General features: G+C 39.3%; 9 protein-coding genes. 6 read left to right on the forward strand and 3 right to left on the reverse strand.

What is annotated here, in order from left to right; all coding sequences use genetic code 11:
• The first annotated feature begins 76 nt into the window (after positions 1-76).
• Complete coding sequence (locus tag B154_RS0123800) at positions 77-3,571, forward strand: VCBS repeat-containing protein (RefSeq protein ID WP_018616871.1); 3,495 nt, start codon at positions 77-79, stop codon at positions 3,569-3,571.
• A 100-nt stretch (positions 3,572-3,671) separates the two neighbouring features.
• Here the strand turns inward: B154_RS0123800 and B154_RS0123805 are convergent, their stop codons facing one another.
• Together B154_RS0123805 and B154_RS0123810 are read right to left on the reverse strand one after the other, a co-directional pair.
• Positions 3,672-5,108 carry a flavin monoamine oxidase family protein gene (locus B154_RS0123805; protein WP_018616872.1) on the reverse strand — a complete coding sequence of 479 codons (1,437 nt, stop codon included), beginning with the start codon at positions 5,106-5,108 and terminating at the stop codon, positions 3,672-3,674.
• 235 nt (positions 5,109-5,343) lie between these two features.
• A complete protein-coding gene (locus B154_RS0123810; protein ID WP_018616873.1) occupies positions 5,344-6,441 on the reverse strand; it encodes an amidohydrolase family protein in 1,098 nt (365 codons plus the stop codon).
• A 228-nt stretch (positions 6,442-6,669) separates the two neighbouring features.
• On the opposite strand from B154_RS0123810, the gene B154_RS0123815 reads away from it, so the two are divergent.
• The 3 genes from B154_RS0123815 (at position 6,670) to B154_RS0123825 (ending at position 12,162) form a co-directional block, all read left to right on the forward strand.
• On the forward strand, positions 6,670-7,791 hold the full coding sequence (locus B154_RS0123815; protein WP_018616874.1) for an acyltransferase family protein: 1,122 nt from the start codon (positions 6,670-6,672) through the stop codon (positions 7,789-7,791).
• Positions 7,792-7,971: 180 nt separating this feature from the next.
• Positions 7,972-9,081 carry a glycoside hydrolase family 5 protein gene (locus B154_RS0123820; RefSeq protein ID WP_018616875.1) on the forward strand — a complete coding sequence of 370 codons (1,110 nt, stop codon included), beginning with the start codon at positions 7,972-7,974 and terminating at the stop codon, positions 9,079-9,081.
• A gap of 144 nt (positions 9,082-9,225) precedes the next feature.
• Positions 9,226-12,162 (forward strand): FAD-binding and (Fe-S)-binding domain-containing protein, encoded by a 2,937-nt coding sequence (locus B154_RS0123825; RefSeq protein WP_018616876.1) that lies wholly within the window; start codon positions 9,226-9,228, stop codon positions 12,160-12,162.
• Positions 12,163-12,281: 119 nt separating this feature from the next.
• Here B154_RS0123825 and B154_RS0123830 read toward each other — a convergent pair whose 3' ends face one another.
• Entirely contained in the window at positions 12,282-12,992 is a 711-nt protein-coding gene (locus tag B154_RS0123830) for a 3-keto-disaccharide hydrolase (protein WP_018616877.1), read from the reverse strand.
• A 336-nt stretch (positions 12,993-13,328) separates the two neighbouring features.
• On the opposite strand from B154_RS0123830, the gene B154_RS0123840 reads away from it, so the two are divergent.
• Complete coding sequence (locus B154_RS0123840) at positions 13,329-16,514, forward strand: PVC-type heme-binding CxxCH protein (RefSeq protein ID WP_018616878.1); 3,186 nt, start codon at positions 13,329-13,331, stop codon at positions 16,512-16,514.
• Between the two features lie 41 nt (positions 16,515-16,555).
• A complete protein-coding gene (locus tag B154_RS0123850) occupies positions 16,556-17,434 on the forward strand; it encodes a ThuA domain-containing protein (RefSeq protein WP_083935017.1) in 879 nt (292 codons plus the stop codon).
• Positions 17,435-17,451: the final 17 nt, after the last annotated feature.

The following is a 17,451-nucleotide window of genomic DNA, read 5'->3' on the forward strand; positions in this document are numbered from 1 at the left end:
TATTTGTTGGACATTAGCGACCTGTGTATTAGGGTTATTATTTGTCTCATGCAACCACAAGCAAACCTTATTTCAAATGCTTCCTTCATCGCAAACGGGCATTCACTTTAATAACAAAGTGGAAGAAAATGATAAATACAACGTATTTGAGTATATGAATATCTATACGGGGGCGGGAGTAGCAGCCGGAGATATAAATAATGATGGACTGGTTGACTTGTATTTCAGTGGAAATGAAACACCTGGTAAATTATACTTAAACAAAGGAAATTTTAAGTTTGAAGATATTACAGAGAAAGCAGGGCTACTGACAAACCGGTGGTGCACAGGGGTTTCAATGGTAGATATAAACGGTGATGGTTTTCTTGATATTTATGTGAATGTTGCCGGCAGTTCAAAATTCGGTGATACCCATAACCTTTTTTATATCAATAATGGGTTTTCTCATTCACCTGGTAACTCTCCGAACCGGCAAGTCACGTTTACCGAAAAAGCGACTGAATATGGTGTTGCTGAAACAAGGCAAACAATGAATGCATCTTTTTTTGATTATGATAGAGATGGCGATCTTGACCTTTTTCTAATAACTAATCCAGCCGATGAAATGGTCGCCGGGGTAAATGATGTCCATGGAAGAAAAGTAAACGGTGAGTCTTTAGGGACAGATATTCTTTACCGGAACAACGGCGCCTCACCTTCAGGTGATCTTACATTTTCAGATGTATCGAGAGAGGCAGGAATTTTAGTTGAAGGGTACAGTCTTGGCGCAGCTATCAGCGATGTTAACGGAGATGGGTGGCCGGATATTTATGTGTCAAACGATTTTTTAACTAACGATATTTTATACATAAATAATGGTAATGGAAGTTTTAGTGATAAGACTGCGGAGTGTTTAAAGCATACAAGCTTTGCTTCGATGGGAAATGATATTGCTGATTTTAATAATGATGGCCTTCCTGATATTTATACACTTGATATGTTGCCCGAAGACAACTATCGAAAAAAAATGATCATTCCGGCAGGCGGCTACGACAAGTTCCAGCTTTTACTTCAGCGGGGCTATGAGCCACAATACACGCGAAATGCGCTGCAGTTAAATAATGGTAACGGTACGTTTAGCGATATCAGTTTTTTGTCCGGGGTGAGCAGTACCGACTGGAGCTGGAGTGCATTGTGGGCCGATTACGATAATGATGGAGATAAAGATCTTATGGTCACCAATGGATTTTACCGCGATCTTGGAAACCTGGATTATATCAATTATCAGCCGCGAAAACAAAATCCAATGGGCACGAGAGCGTCAAGGGTGGAAGAAAAACTTAAGGCTATAAAAAACCTTGAAGAAGTACCGCTGCAGAGTTATCTTTTCGAAAATAATAATGATCTTACTTTAACCAAACGATCAGACGACTGGGGATTTACACAAAAAGGTTTTTCGAACGGCGCTTGTTATGCTGACCTTGACAACGATGGTGACCTTGATTTAGTTATTAATTGTTTTAATTCTGAAGCAAAAATTTACAGGAACAACGGCGAGACAAATAAGAATACTTACCTGAATATCCTGTTGAAAGGTAAGAAACCAAACACCCAGGGCATCGGCGCCAAACTGTATGTTTATACTAATGGTAAAATGCAGTTCCAGGAATTTTATCCTTATCGTGGCTACGAATCTTCGGTTGAACCTGTGGTACATTTCGGATTAGGAAGGTATAAGAAAGCAGACAGTTTAAAAATTATCTGGCCCGACGGAAGTGAACAAACGGAGTATAACGTAAAGGGAGGCCAAATTCTACAGATTGATTTTGATGTAAAAGATCAGATTTCAAATAAACCACAAAATGTAGCAAAGCATCAGGAAATTTTTTCGGATATAACAGGTAAAACGGGGCTCGTCTATCAGCATAAAGAAGCTGACTTTGAAGATTTTAAGATACAGCCCTTACTCCCTCACATGTTCTCTAAAAACGGACCGGGGATAGCAGTCGGGGATGTAAATGGAGATGGCAGAGAAGATTTTTTTATCGGTGGCACTGCAGCGGGGAATGGCAGTTTTTTCTTTCAGAGTAAAGATGGAAGCTTTATTCAACATCCGTTGGAAAAAAAATCATTGTCAGATGATATGGGTGTCTTACTGTTTGATGCCGATAATGATAACGATCTCGACTTATATATAGTAGGTGGAGGTTCTGAAAGTCAGGAAAACTCAGAAGAATACCAGGACGCTTTTTTTAAAAATGATGGTAAGGGCAACTTCCGGTTGATCTCAGGGGCATTACCAGATACAAAAGCAAGTGGCTCGTGTGTAGTTGCTTCCGACTACGATCACGATGGTGATCTAGATCTTTTTGTTGGCGGTAGAGTTTCTCCCGGCAATTATCCTTTGCCTCCACGAAGTTATCTGTTGCGTAATGATAGTCACCCGGCTGACGAAAATATAGCAGGGGAGGCATCGGAAGTGACGGTAAAATTTACTGATGTCACCAGCCAGGTTTGCCCATATCTTTCAAATATCGGAATGGTCACATCGGCATTATGGTCAGATTACGATAATGACGGCTGGCAGGATCTGGTGCTTGCAGGTGAATTCAAGCCTTTGACTTTTATTAAAAATGAAAAAGGAAGGCTGAATAAAATGGTGACTGTTGAACATTCGAGCGGATGGTGGAACAGTATTACGGCGGCCGATTTTGACAATGACGGAGATATTGATTACGTTGCAGGCAACCTCGGCCTTAATAGCCGGCACAAAGCAACAGTAAAAGAACCCCTTTGCATTTATGCAAAAGACTATGACAAGGACGGACGGATTGACCCAATCATGTGTTATTATGTAAATGGCAAAAACTACATTTATCCAACACGCGACGAGATCATAAAGCAGATCAATTCCATGCGGCGACGTTTTCCTTCTTACGCTGACTATGCTAAAGCCACTTTCGAAGAATCTTTTTTACCGACAGAAATCTCAGATGCATATGTTATAAAAAGCGAGTGTTTTGAGAGTAGTTACTTTGAAAATAAGGGGAACGGTAGTTTTATAAGAAAGCCACTTGTTGTGGAAGCACAATTTGCCCCTGTTTTTGGGATGATTGCAAGTGATTATAATAATGATGGAAACATGGATATTTTAATTGCCGGTAATTCGTACAGCACTGAGGTTTCAACGGGAAGGTATGATGCTATGGAAGGATTGCTGTTGTCAGGTGATGGAAAAGGAAATTTTAAGCCGCTAAAAAGTTCTGTTACGGGTTTTAAAGCAGACAGAGATGTAAAAGGCCTTGCAGAAATTACTGCTAACGGCTCAGAGGTAATTTTAGTTGCGAATAATGATAATAATATGCAGGCTTTTCAATTTAAGGAAAAGCCTGCAAGTATCATTTCTATCAAAAACACTGACGCTTATGCTATTGTAAAAAAGAAAAATGGGCGATTTTACCGGCAAGAGTTTTACTATGGCAGCAATTACCTTTCGCAGAGCTCGAGAAAGTTGAAAGTTGGTAAAGATGTAAATTCTATTGACATTTTTGATTATAAAGGAAACAGCAGAAAGGAAGTTTTACCCCGTTAAAACACAAGTTTTACCTTTTCAAATAATTACTGCTTTTCTGCATGTAAACCAATTGGAATCACTCATGTCGGTGAATTATTTTTAGCATAAAAAATAGAAATCAGGCTTTATCTATCTCATTAGCTACGCGATTAGCTGACCTTGTAGACGCTTCCATTCCCCAGTTTAGATTGTCTGCATACGCACCGGCAAAATGAATACGACCAACCGGAGCCATTACATTGGGCCAAAACTTATGCAGTTCACCGATAGGAAAGCTAAGTCGTTCACAGGTATAAGAATAAGTTTCTTTTGTCCAGTCCCTGCTTACGGCCTGTTCAATAGTATCTTTTTTACCAGGATACAATTCTCTGAATGCAGCAAGTGCTCTCTGTACGGAAATACCTCCGGGCCCGGTTCCTAATATGATTACCCTGTGTGTATCTACTTCATCTGCACTTTGCCAGACCGACCAAAGATCAGGATGCTCAAATTCCATATTAATGCTTAGATTATCATTAAGCCAAAATTTTGAACTGGCCTGAAAAACAAAACGCTGATATGAATCGTAAGCAAGACTATCAACTATATATTTTTTTTCCGGTGGCAACGCAGGTGTCACAGGAATATTTTTGAAAGCAGGCAGAGGAATGCAATTAACAAGAAAATCAGCAGTCATTTCCTGTTCTTCATTGATTTGGCGATACTTCACCGATACTCCCGTAGGGCTATGTTGTATAGAAAGAATAGGACTATTTAACCACACTCGTGCACCTAGTTTTTTAGCAAATGCATTTGGCATCATCTGGTTTCCATCTTTTAGACGATATACTTCTACAGGAAACTGTGGCACTCCCCTTAACTTTAATATTGCCGATCTCCATAATTCAAATAAGGCAGAGGAATTTTTACCGCCAAGAAAACCTAAAGCCGTAGCCGAAGCTCCATCTTTTTTATAAATATCAGCAACCGGGATTTTATCTAAATGATCATAACCAACATTGAAAGGCTGATATTCATCCGTAAACTTGTCGAGGTATGGACTTACATATAAAGATTCTAAATCCCAAAAAGGATTTTTTGATAAATGTTTTACTTCTTTTTCATTAAAACCTAATTTTCTTAACACTGTAGGATCGGCTAACATTTCCTCAGTATAGAATTTACCACCAATTTGCCTTAAAAGATTTTTTCGTCTTGGATAAGCAAGAGGTGTCAGGTTTAATTCTTTGGTATACTCCCAATATTTTTCGTACCCTGGTTTTGTGAAATGCTCAGCTCCGAAATCGCCATACAAACCATCAGAAAGTCCATCATGAACTGTCATTACATGTCCACCATGTCGGCCCGATGCTTCCAGCACGGTTACCTCATGTCCTTTTTTCATTAATTCATAAGCGGTACAAAGTCCTGCTATGCCGGCTCCGGCAACTATCACTTTTTTTACTTTCTTTTGATTACTTTCATTGTTTGCAAGTAAATCGTTGCTAAGAACTGTGGTTCCTATGCCTGCTATTGCAGTGTTTTTAATAAATTCTCTTCTTCCTAATGGATTCATCGTTAGAGGTTTTAATTTTTGAAAAACGAAGCAGTAACGGCAAGAACTAACTTTTTTAAAAGCAGGTCAGAAAAGCTGAATAAAGAGACAGAAAGTACAAGTGAGTGACACAACAATGTTTAATAGTGCTTGAATGCTGGCACTATTAAATATTTCTTATTCACCAATAGTATTTAATTGCTTTTCTGATAAAATATGATTTTTGAAAAATTTATTTAAAAAAAACAAATCAGTTTTAACGGCTCAATATTTTTTTCCCATTCTCACTATATAACTTTTTCAATGTAGCATCTGTAAGTGACAATCCATATAACGGCCAGTGATATCCAAATTGATTATGCTCATAAAAATGTTCATCGGCCGTCTCGAGAATACGAAAAGTAGTATGATACATTTCCTTATCGGGCCCCATATCTGTTCCATATACGAGTCGGTTGTTATATTTTTCTATAAACGCATGTACATAGCGCGGTATGGGTGCAAGTTCTCCATAACGTGCTGCAATATCAGCGTACAGGTTTGGATATTTATCGAATAACCTTCCTAAAACACTTAAGTCTGAACAAGTATTAGCCAGGTGACAAGCAATAAAAGTTGTTTTCGGATTATTTCTTACTGCATTCTCTAAGGTTGTAATTAATTCATCGTGACCAATTATTCCTTTTTTCGTAAGATCAACCTGCCATTTCGATGAATTCATTAATCCATCATTTGTAGAGTCAGGTTTTTGGTACATCCATGCATCTTCGGCAACGTGAATACTTATCGGCATATGCAATTCTCCACATTTCTCTATCAAAGGTTTCATGCGGGCATCATCTATGTGTATGCCCCAGCCCGGTGTTGGCGTAGAATAAAATTCTCCCAAGCCTTTGTCACCTAATTCACCCACTCCTCTTGCTCCTTTTTTGTAACATCTTTCCAGTTCTGCCACAGCCTTCTTTTCCCACCCTGGTTTGTCATTATCCGTATAATCAAAGCCGCACCAGACTTCAAACCTGTTCTTATAACGACTATATTTATCAATTACAGAATCAAGACGTTTTCCTGTCGAATAGGAAAGAATAATTGTTTTTGCAATACCTGCATTGTCCATTGTTTTTACCCATTCGTCTACTTCTGCATCAGATTTAGGATAGTCGTGAGAATGAAAATCTATAGCAGCAAATTTTGCTTTTTCAACGTTCGTTTGTGGTACCTTGTAAATGGAAACGGGGCGATAATCTTTTAGTTTCAGATTATTTACATCGGGCTCACTCTGCGAAAAGGCAACCAGCGAAACAACCTGTAATACTGCAAAAAAAGTCAGTGGATATAAACTTTTAATTTTCAAGTAATAAAAATTTTAATTGTGAAAAGTTGTTTGCTAAATATAAATAAACAATATAACAAAAAGTTGCACAAACGTTTGCGTATTAAAATCAAACGTTTGCATAACTATTATAGAAAATTGCAGCCTGAGAAATAGTATATTATTTAAATAATTGTATCAACTTTAGTTGAAGAAATATTAATTACAAATCTCCCTTTTCAATCAAAAAATTATATCAGCCTTCAAAATATGAATGTCGTAACCGCTTCTCCCCTATTAAACACTAACAAACGGTTAGTCTCCCTTGACTTTGTACGGGGGCTTACAATGGTACTCTTAACACTTGAAAGCACAGAGTTATACGCTCACCTTCATCATGCTTTAGAAGGTACGGCGGGAGAACATGTAATGAACCAGTTTTTTCATCATCCATGGCATGGATTGCATTTGTGGGACCTGGTGCAGCCGGTTTTTATGTTTGTTGCAGGTACTGCAATGGCTTTTTCTATAAAAAAGCAAAGAGAACATGCAACATGGGGGCATACATTTACCAAAGTGCTTAAAAGAAGTGGATGGCTGTTTTTTTGGGGTGTTTTAGATTATGCGGTAAGAAAAAATGGTCTTTCATTTGAACTCTGGGATGTACTTACCCAACTGGCTTTTACTACTTTAGTTACTTTTCTTATTATAGATTTTCCTGTAAGTATACAACTGGGGGTGAGTATATTATGCCTTTTATTACCTGAATTTCTTTATCGCTATACGCACATACCAAATTTTGATCAGCCTTTTACTGACCAGCATAACTTCGGAAACTATATGGATCTTGTTTTAATGAACAAGATCAACAAAGATGGCTGGGTGGCCATTAATTGTATATCGACGAGTGCGCATACTATCTGGGGAATGATGGCAGGCCAACTTCTTTTAAGTAATAAGACTTATAGCGAGAAGATGAAGTATCTTCTTATAACCGGCATTACTTTATTAATTCTTGGTTTTGGACTTGACGGATCAGGTATTACTCCCATCATTAAAAGAATAGCAACAAGTTCTTTTGTACTTGCATCAGGAGGTTGGTGTATACTGTTTCTTGCAGTATCGTATTGGTGGATCGACATAAGACAACATCAAAAGAACCTTTTTTTATTCATGATATTTGGCATGAACTCTATTTTTATTTACCTGTTTTTTGAAATTGTAGGCGCAAGATGGTTTACAGGCTATGTTTTCGATATTACTAATGGCTTATTCGCAATTATTCATTTTCCAAAAATAGCTGCAGAAATATTAGGATCATTGGTAGTATTTGCTTTGGAAGCGGGCATGCTTTATTTTTTATATCGCAAGAAAATATTCTTTAAATTATAATTTTTAAAGGTGTTTTTACAAATAACATTAATTAAACTCCTATTGAAGGGTTTTGGAATTGATTACTTAGCAGATGCCTGTAAAAAAAATTATTTCGTTCTTAATTTTTTCATCAGAAAAAGTTAAGTTGCTATATACTTATACATAAGTTTTTATAGATTATTAAGAATTATACAACCTATGGTAAAAAAATTTCTATTGCTGCCAACAGCCTTATTACTTTCTTTTCTTTTTCTATCTTCAACTACGTTTGCATTGCCATCTAAAAAAGCAGCAAAGGGTTTTGTTATTAAAAGAGGTACAAATATTAGCCACTGGCTTTCTCAAAGTGAGGCCAGGGGTGACGAAAGACGAAATTATTTTACAAAAAAAGATGTGAAATACCTGGTCGGCCTCGGCTTTGATCATATTCGCATTCCTGTAGATGAAATGCAACTGTGGCAGGAAGACGGAGAGCAGGACAAAGAAGGATTTTCACTTTTGCAGCAGGCGCTTGAATGGTGCAGGGAATATAATCTTAAGGCTGTTGTAGATCTTCATATTTTACGCTCCCATCATTTTAATGAAAAGGAAAAACCGTTGTGGACACAACCTGCTGCGCAGGAACGTTTTTTTCAATGCTGGCGGGATTTATCAAATGCACTAAAAAAATATCCTGTAGCAGATGTCGCATATGAACTAATGAATGAGCCGGTAGCAGATGACCCTGAAGACTGGAACAAACTGGTTGAAAAGGCTGTGGCAATTATTCGCAAAACTGAACCGAAGCGAAAATTAGTTATCGGATCTAACCTTTGGCAAAGCCCGGACACTTTTGACAAATTACGTATTCCAGAAAACGATGAAAATATCATCCTGAGCTTTCATATGTATGAACCATTTTTGCTAACGCATCATGAAGCATCCTGGACACGTATTAAAGACTATAAAGGACCGGTAAATTACCCTGGTGTAATTGTGAAGGAGGAAGACCTAAAAAATTTGCCCGACAGTTTAAGGAAAGAGATCTTAAAAAATAAAAATTATTATACTAAAGAAACGATAGCCGCACATTTCGCTAAACCCATTGCTATTGCGAAACAATACAAACTGCCTCTATACTGTGGAGAATGGGGTTGTTTAACCACCGTGCCGGATGCCGCACGTTTTCAATGGTTTCGCGATGTAAAATCGGTTTTGGAAGAAAATAACATTGCCTGGGCAACATGGGAGTATAAAAGTGATTTTGGCATAATCAACAAAAAAGGGCAGGAAGAAAAAGAATTAATTCAGATTTTAATGGGAAAATAGATAATTACCGTTGAAACCCTTCGCTAAGATCAAATAGTTTCTAAAGTTTGCAACACCCTTGTAAATGAATAATCTTCATTTTATAATCGGTAAGGTAATTAGTTATATGATAACTTGCAGTTAGATAAACAACCGCACCAAAAGATGACTTTACCATTTGATGACCTTGTGAAAAAGATTAAGGGCGAATTATATTTTTCAGATACCAAACGTGATAATGCTATCAGGATGGTTTACGCAACTGATGCCTCCGTTTACCAGGAAAAACCTCTTGCAGTTGCATTGCCAAAAACGGTGGAAGATGTAAAGTCACTGGTACATTTTGCCAATAAACATCAACTAACATTAATACCGAGAGCAGCAGGAACCTCGCTGGCAGGGCAGGTAGTAGGAAATGGAATTGTGGTGGACATTTCAAAATACTTCACTTCTATTTTAGAGGTAAATCAGCAGGAGAAATGGGTAAGAGTTCAGCCCGGTGTTATTCGTGATGATCTGAATGTTTTTCTCAAACAATTTGAGTTAATGTTTGGCCCTGAGACCTCCACGTCCAACCGTGCAATGATTGGCGGTATGATCGGGAACAATTCGTGCGGCTTGCATTCGATCATTTGGGGAGATACAAGAGCAAATCTGCTGGAAGTGAATGCAATATTATCTGACGGGTCTGAAGTGGTTTTTAAAGACTTAACAAAAGAGGAATACGAGGACAAATGCTTACAACAAACACTTGAGGGAGAAATATACAGATCTATAGAAAAAATGATGCGTGATCCTGAAAAACAGGCGGCCATACGGGAAGGTTTTCCGAAAGCATCTGTTAAACGCCGTAACACAGGCTATGCATTAGACTTCATACTTCAAATGTTTTCTTCAGAAAAATCTTTTAATATCAGCAAACTGGTAGCTGGTTCAGAAGGTACACTTTGTTTTATAATAGAAGCTAAGCTTCAATTGCTTGATCTTCCTCCTTCTAAAAAAGGCGTAGTAGCTATTCATACAAATTCTATTAATGAAGCCTTAAGAGCTAACCTTGTTGCGCTTAAGCACAATTGTATGGCATCAGAGTTAGTAGACGATATTATATTAAATTTTACCAAAACAAATATAGACCAGTCTAAAAACCGCTTTTTTGTAGAAGGCGAACCAAGAGCCATATTAATGGTAGAGTTTTTTGATAAAACGGATGAAGGACTTTTATCTAAAGCAAATACTTTTATACAAGCCTTGAAGGTAGAAGATTTAGGATACGCATATCCACTTTTGCTGGAAGATGATACAAACAAGGCATGGGATCTCAGGAAAGCAGGATTAGGATTGCTACGTAACGAGCCCGGAGAAGCACAACCGGTTAATTTAATTGAAGATTGCGCAGTTGATGTAGAAGACTTGCCCAACTACATCAGCGAAGTAGAGGCATTACTGCAAAGGCACGAGGTTAAATATTCAATGTATGCACATGCCGGCGCTGGAGAGTTGCATGTTGAACCGATGGTCAACTTAAAAACAACTGCTGGTAAAAACCTTTTCAAAACTATTTTACAGGAAACCGTTATTATAGTTAAAAAGTATAACGGATCATTAAGCGGCGAACATGGCGATGGTCGCCTACGGGGAGAGTTTATACCTTTTATAATGGGCGAAAAAAACTACGCATTATTCCAGGAGATAAAACATTTGTTTGATCCTCAAGGCACATTTAATAAGGGCAAAATTGTTGACACACCCAAAATGAACGAGTTTTTGAGGTATGAGCAAGATAAACCCCGAAAGCACATTGAGACAACATTTTCTTTTACAAAAGAGGAAAGCATTTTGCAATTAGCAGAAAAATGCAGTGGTTCAGGTGATTGCCGTAAGACGCAGGTAACAGGCGGAATAATGTGTCCGAGTTACATGGCTACGCGTAGTGAAAGGGATACAACAAGAGCAAGAGCGAACATGCTGAGGCATTTTTACACTAGCATAGAAACCGAGAAATCAGGTGAATTATATAGCGAAGTACTGGATGTACTGGATTTGTGCATCTCCTGTAAAGGGTGTAAGTCCGAGTGCCCCTCAAGTGTTGACGTCAGTAAGATGAAAGCCGAATTTTTGCAACAATACTATGACAGAAACGGCGTACCTGTCCGTTCAAAACTAGTTGGAAATTTCAGTAAACAAATGAAGTTAGCGTCAATAGCTCCATGGGCTTATAATAAAATATTTGGCACCCCTTCACTCAGGCGAATTGCCAATAAAACAGTAGGTTTTCATCCTGATAGAACAATGCCCCTTTTATCTAAAACCACCTTGCAAAAGTGGTGGCAGAAAAGAAACCGCCAACCTTTGATGGGGGGTAAGGAAAGAGCTCCCACCAGGGTATACTTGTTTTGTGACGAGTTTACAAATTATAATGATGTAGAAATCGGGCAGAAACTAGTCATGTTGCTGGAAAAGCTGGGATATGAAGTAATAATACCGAAACATGTTGAAAGTGGAAGGACTTATTTATCGAAAGGTCTGGTAAGAGAAGCAAAAAAGATTGCGATTACGAACGTGGACCTATTGAAGGATAAAGTAAATGACGAGATACCAATCATAGGTATTGAGCCTTCTGCTATCCTCACTTTACGTGATGAATACTTAGATCTGGTTCAACCAGAACAAAGGGATGATGCTAAACAAATAGCCAAAAACACCTTCCTGTTCGATGAATGGTTTGCAAGGGAAATATTGCGAGGAAACATTAGCAAAACATCTTTTACGAGTGAGGCAAAGCAAATAATTCTACATGGGCATTGCCATCAAAAAGTTCTATCATCAACACAGTACACCCTCAAATGTCTTTCATTGCCTGAAAATTATGAAGTGCAGGAAATTCCCTCCGGTTGCTGTGGTATGGCCGGTTCATTTGGGTACGAAGAAGAGCATTATGATGTAAGTATGAAAATAGGAGAGCTTGTTTTGTTTCCTGCCATCAGAAATAAGTCTCAAGCTGTTATTGCAGCAACAGGTACCAGCTGTCGTCATCAGATCAAAGATGGTACAGGAAGAATTGCAAAACATCCCATCGAGATTTTGTACGAAGCCTTGAAATAAGAAACAGCGTTGTTATTAAGTGAAGAATACCTTTTGGCACAAGAGTGTGCATAGTCGTTAAAGCTGTTTTATAAGAAGGCCAAGGATCTTTTTAACATGGAAAATGTAAAAAAGCTTTTTCATTTGCCGGTATCACAATCAGCACCTGACAATTTCACGATTGGCGTTAGTTCAACTTTTCGGAATTCTACTTCAGATCCTTCAGCTTGCAGCGCAATCTGTCCTTTTGCTGCAGTACAGTTAAAGCCACAGTTTACCAAATCGCCATTAACCCAAACTTTAATTGAGTTTTTTACACATTCTATAATCATGGTATTCCACTCTCCTACCGGCTTTTCAGAACCATCTGTCAAATTTAATATTCTGCGTTTTTTATTTCCGTTTACGCCCCATTCTTCCTTGGGCCCTCGCCGTTTTTCCATTTCCGGAACTGAAATATCTTCTTCTATACACCAGAAATCACCTGCATTTTGTGTCATCATTTGCACTTCTATAGATTTTGGAAACATTTGATAAAGGGCCCTCGGAGTGGAGGCATGAACAAGCACACCGCAATTGCCGGGCACACCTGCAAAACGGTATTCTACCTGTAGTTTGTAATTCTCGTATATAGCATTTGTAATAAGATGACCTCCCGGCGTTCCCATACTTACCAGCAAACCATTCCGAATAATAAAAGGACTTTTTATTGACGTATTTGTATCCATAGCCGGAACATCTGCATGCCAGCCAGTGAGATCTTTGCCATTAAAAAGGCTGATACTTTTAGGTTGATGTGTAAACGAAAGAATCGAGGGAAGGATTATCGTTAATAAAATCAGCTTTTTCATATGCTTATCGTAAATGTATTAAAGTGAAATATACGACAAGATGAGGGTAAAGTGCTTTATTGACTTCAAATCCGTAGCATTTTTTTGTAAGTTTATTCTTTGTGTTCCGGGATTTAAAGCCTCCTTACCTATCAACGACGGCTTATACATATGAATTCATTTTGCTTCCATGCCAAGTTTTATTCCTTCTCCTTTGGTAAATGGCCATAAATCTTTTAGATTTGATTTCGAAGCTGCCATATTTACCAGGATAGAAAGTTAACATCTTGTTTTCGTTCCTCTTACTTATTGGCCTATTCTATATAATCTTTATAATCTTTTTTAAACTTAAAACGAATGATAATAAAAAGGGTAAAGCATAATAGTAAGGGTACACTTAAAATTCTGGGAGTTTTGCTAATAGGTTTCGCTTCCTTTCAATTTACCCGATCAGATCCTGCTACTTTACAAATAAAAAAAGGTGCTCACATTATCCTTGTTGGCAATAATCTTGGTTCTCGAATGATGAATTTTGGTCATTTTGAAACGGAAATGCAGCTTCGATACCCTGACAGTATGTTGTATATCCGAAACATGTGTGACGGAGGAAACACGCCCGGCTTCAGACCTCATTCAGGCCGTCCGTCACCCTGGGCCTTTCCCGGCGCTGAAAAATTTCAGACAGAACTTGCCCGGAACTCAGATAGCCAGGGAGATTATGAAACACCTGACCAATGGACTGCCCGGCATAAAGCAGATATCATAATAGCATTCTTTGGGTTTAACGAATCTTTCCAGGGAAAACAAGGGCTCGAAAACTACAAAGCCGAGCTGGATGCCTTTATTAAACATACCCTAAGCCAAAAATATAATGGAGTAACAACACCGCAACTGGCCATTGTTTCTCCCATTGCCTTTGAGGATCTTTCTGCTAAATATGACCTGCCAAATGGTAAAAAGGAAAATGAAAACCTTGCCCTTTATAGTGCGGCTATGAAAGAAATTGCAGCTAGAAACAAGGTTCATTTTGTAGATGCTTATTCCCCATCGAAAAAATGGTTTGAAACAACTAATACACCTTTAACCATAGATGGCTCTCAACTTACCGATTCTGGTTATGCTAAGTTCTCTACACTGCTTAGTGACGAGGTGTTTGGCAAGGCAGAAGCCAAAGCGGAAGCGCATCGTGATCTCGTACATGCTGCAGTAATGGAGAAAAACTGGATGTGGCACAATGATCTTAAAATCCCCAATGGCGTTCATGTTTACGGCCGCAGGTTCAATCCTTTTGGACCCGACAATTACCCCGCTGAACTTACAAAGATCCGCCAAATGACGGCGATAAGAGACGAGGCAATTTGGAAGGCGGCAAAAGGAGAAAAAATGGATCTTGCGGAGACAGACAAAAAAACACTGCAGCTTCCCCCCGTAAAGACGAACTATAATCCAGAGAAAAATGGCAGCCTGGAGTACTTGTACGGAGAAGAAGCACTAAGTAAACTGAAAGTAGCCCCGGGCTATAAAATAGAACTGTTTGCTTCGGAAAAAGAATTTAGTGATTTGGCAAATCCTTGCCAGTTATCCTTTGATAATAAAGGCCGTCTTTGGATAGCTACCATGCCAACTTACCCTCATTGGAAGCCGGGCGATAAAAAGCCAAACGATAAGATCATCATTTTGGAAGATACAAATGGTGATGGCAAGGCTGATAAACAAACTACTTTTGCAGATGGCCTGCATCTTCCAGTCGGTTTTGAGCTGGCCCCGGAGGGTGTTTATGTTTCGCAAGGGACCAACTTTGTGTTACTTAAAGACACAACGGGCGATGATAAAGCTGATACAAAAGAAATTTTGCTGAGTGGTTTTGATGATCATGATACACATCATGCCCACCATGCTTATACTGTAGATCCATCTGGGGCTATTTATATGGGTGAGGGTGTTTTCCTACATACTAATGTGGAGACTTCTTACGGCCCGGTTCGTGCTACAAATGGAGGCTTTTACCGTTACAATCCACAGCGGAGACAGCTCGAACGTACTGCCCAACTGGCTATCCCAAATCCGTGGGGAATTGCTTTTGATGATTGGGGTCAAAACTTTTTTGCTGAGACTTCAAGTCCTGATGTTAGATGGATGATGCCCGGTACTATTAAACCAAGATATGGGGTATCCTCACCTAAATCAGAAAACCTGGTAGAAGAAAAACATCGGGTACGTCCAACTTCCGGTCTTGAGTTTGTTTCAAGTCGTCACTTTCCTGATGATGTGCAGGGAGACTTTCTTATAAACAATACCATAGGTTTTTTAGGAACAAAAGAACATACGCTTGTTGATAATGGCACAGGGTATAAAAGCAAACACCGGCAAGACCTTTTGGTATCAGAGGACAAAAATTTCCGGCCGGTCGATATGGAATTTGCCCCGGACGGCTCCTTATATGTCGTTGATTGGCATAATGTGCTAATTGGCCATATGCAACATAATGCGCGTGACCCATTACGGGATCATGTGCACGGACGAATTTACCGCATCACCTATCCATCAAGACCCCTGGTTACACCCGCCAAAGTGGATGGGGCAAGCATAGATGAACTCCTGGATAATTTAAAGCTTCCTGAATACCGCACTCGTTACCGCACTCGTCGTGAACTGCGTGGTCGTGAAGCATCTGATGTACTTTCTCATCTCAACACCTGGGTTACTAATCTTGATAAGAAAGATGCGGGGTATGAGCATAACTTGCTTGAAGCACTTTGGGTAAGCTGGGGACTTAATAAAGTTGATCAAAAGCTTCTTCGACAGTTACTGCATGCAAAAGACTACCGGGCCAGGGCGGCGGCAGTCCGTGTGCTGCGATATACCGGTCACCAGGTACCTGAGCAGGCAAGCCTGTTAATGCAGGCAGCAAAAGACATACACGGCCGAGTTCGCCTGGAGGCAATCGTAGCAGCTTCCTGGCTAGACAAAGCTAAGGGGCTTCCCATTGTTATAGAAGCTGGTAAGAAGCCGCTTGACGAATGGATGCGCCCATCTTATGAGACAGCCATCGCCTATTTGAATGGGCATGAGGTGAAAGAGAAAAAAGAAGAGATAGTAAAAACTGATCTTAAAGGAGCTGAACGTGATCTTTTCAACTTGGGAAAAGTAATCTATAACCGTGAAGGCTTTTGTAATACTTGCCACCAGCCCGATGGAAAAGGTCTTACCGCATCCGGCTTTCCTCCACTCGCTGGAAGCAAGTGGGTGCTGGGAGACCAGGAAAGGTTAATAAAAATTGTTTTAAAAGGACTGTATGGGCCTATTGAAGTACAGGGAAAAAAATATCCGGGGCAGGTACCTATGACACCTTTCGGCGGCATGCTCAAAGATGATGAAGTTGCGGCTGTAATAACTTATGTGCGAAACTCTTTTGGCAACAAAGCATCTGCTATTTCTCCAGCCAAGGTAAAACAGGTACGAGCTGCTACAAAAGATAAAACCGGTTTCTATTCACCTGAAGAATTGCTTAAACAACATCCCCTGGAGAACAATAATCAATAGTTATTATCAATGTCATAAACCCTTGTCAATTTTATAAGTTCATGAAAAATTTTAGAAGTATTACTTTCTGTTTTTTGCTGTGTTTTTTCCTGCATCCTGGCTTTTACTCCTCTGCCCAAACAGGAGCAAGTTCGAATGCTAAAAATCCCTTGATCGTATTTGTTACCGGCGATCATGAATATAGCGGAGAAGCAACGCTTCCAATTATTGCTGCGGAATTAGAAAAAAATTATGGATTTCGCACTAAAGTCCTAAAAGCGTTTCCTGATCATAATTCGGAAGAGAACATTCCTGGATTAGAAGCTTTGCAAGAGGCAGATGTCGCCGTATTTTTTCTAAGATGGCGCCGGCTACCTGCCGAGCAGGTAAAATATATTGAAGATTACTTAAAGACAGGTAAACCTGTCGTTGGTTTCCGTACCACTACTCATGCTTTTAATTATCCCAAAGGACACGAGTTGGAGAAATGGAACTCTTTTGGTGAGCTCGCCTTTAATGCTCCACCAGGATGGGGTGGTAAAGCAAATCATACCCATTACGGCCATAAGTCAACTACCGATGTAAGTATCATTCCATCGGCTGCTAAAAACCCAATTCTTACAGGCGTTGATAATAATTTTCATGCTAAATCATGGTTATACAAAGTGTTACCTGATTATCCCACTAAAGGGTCTACCTGGCTATTGATGGGACACCCTATTAATCCTGATAAAAATGATGCTATTGATAACCCCGTAGCCTGGATGGGACAAAATACTTTCGGCGGAAAGTTCTTTATGACTACTTTGGGCCACCCCGAAGATTTTGACCTCGAACCTTTTCAACGCCTCGTTATTAATGCCATTCATTGGGCAGCAGGAAAACCAGTGCCCAAAAAGTGGGCAGGTAAAATAGAAATCAATGTGCCTTACCGGCAATAGCAAGCAATCTTATAATC

The organism is Segetibacter koreensis DSM 18137, assembly GCF_000374045.1.
Taxonomy (GTDB): Bacteria; Bacteroidota; Bacteroidia; order Chitinophagales; family Chitinophagaceae; genus Segetibacter; species Segetibacter koreensis.

Coding starts and splice junctions, on each gene's coding strand:
- B154_RS0123805 (WP_018616872.1), bottom strand. CDS start 5,108: ATGAATCCATTAGGAAGAAGAGAATTTATTAAAAACACTGCAATAGCA.
- B154_RS0123840 (WP_018616878.1), top strand. CDS start 13,329: ATGATAATAAAAAGGGTAAAGCATAATAGTAAGGGTACACTTAAAATT.
- B154_RS0123820 (WP_018616875.1), top strand. CDS start 7,972: ATGGTAAAAAAATTTCTATTGCTGCCAACAGCCTTATTACTTTCTTTT.
- B154_RS0123815 (WP_018616874.1), top strand. CDS start 6,670: ATGAATGTCGTAACCGCTTCTCCCCTATTAAACACTAACAAACGGTTA.
- B154_RS0123800 (WP_018616871.1), top strand. CDS start 77: ATGCTTCCTTCATCGCAAACGGGCATTCACTTTAATAACAAAGTGGAA.
- B154_RS0123830 (WP_018616877.1), bottom strand. CDS start 12,992: ATGAAAAAGCTGATTTTATTAACGATAATCCTTCCCTCGATTCTTTCG.
- B154_RS0123825 (WP_018616876.1), top strand. CDS start 9,226: ATGACTTTACCATTTGATGACCTTGTGAAAAAGATTAAGGGCGAATTA.
- B154_RS0123850 (WP_083935017.1), top strand. CDS start 16,556: ATGAAAAATTTTAGAAGTATTACTTTCTGTTTTTTGCTGTGTTTTTTC.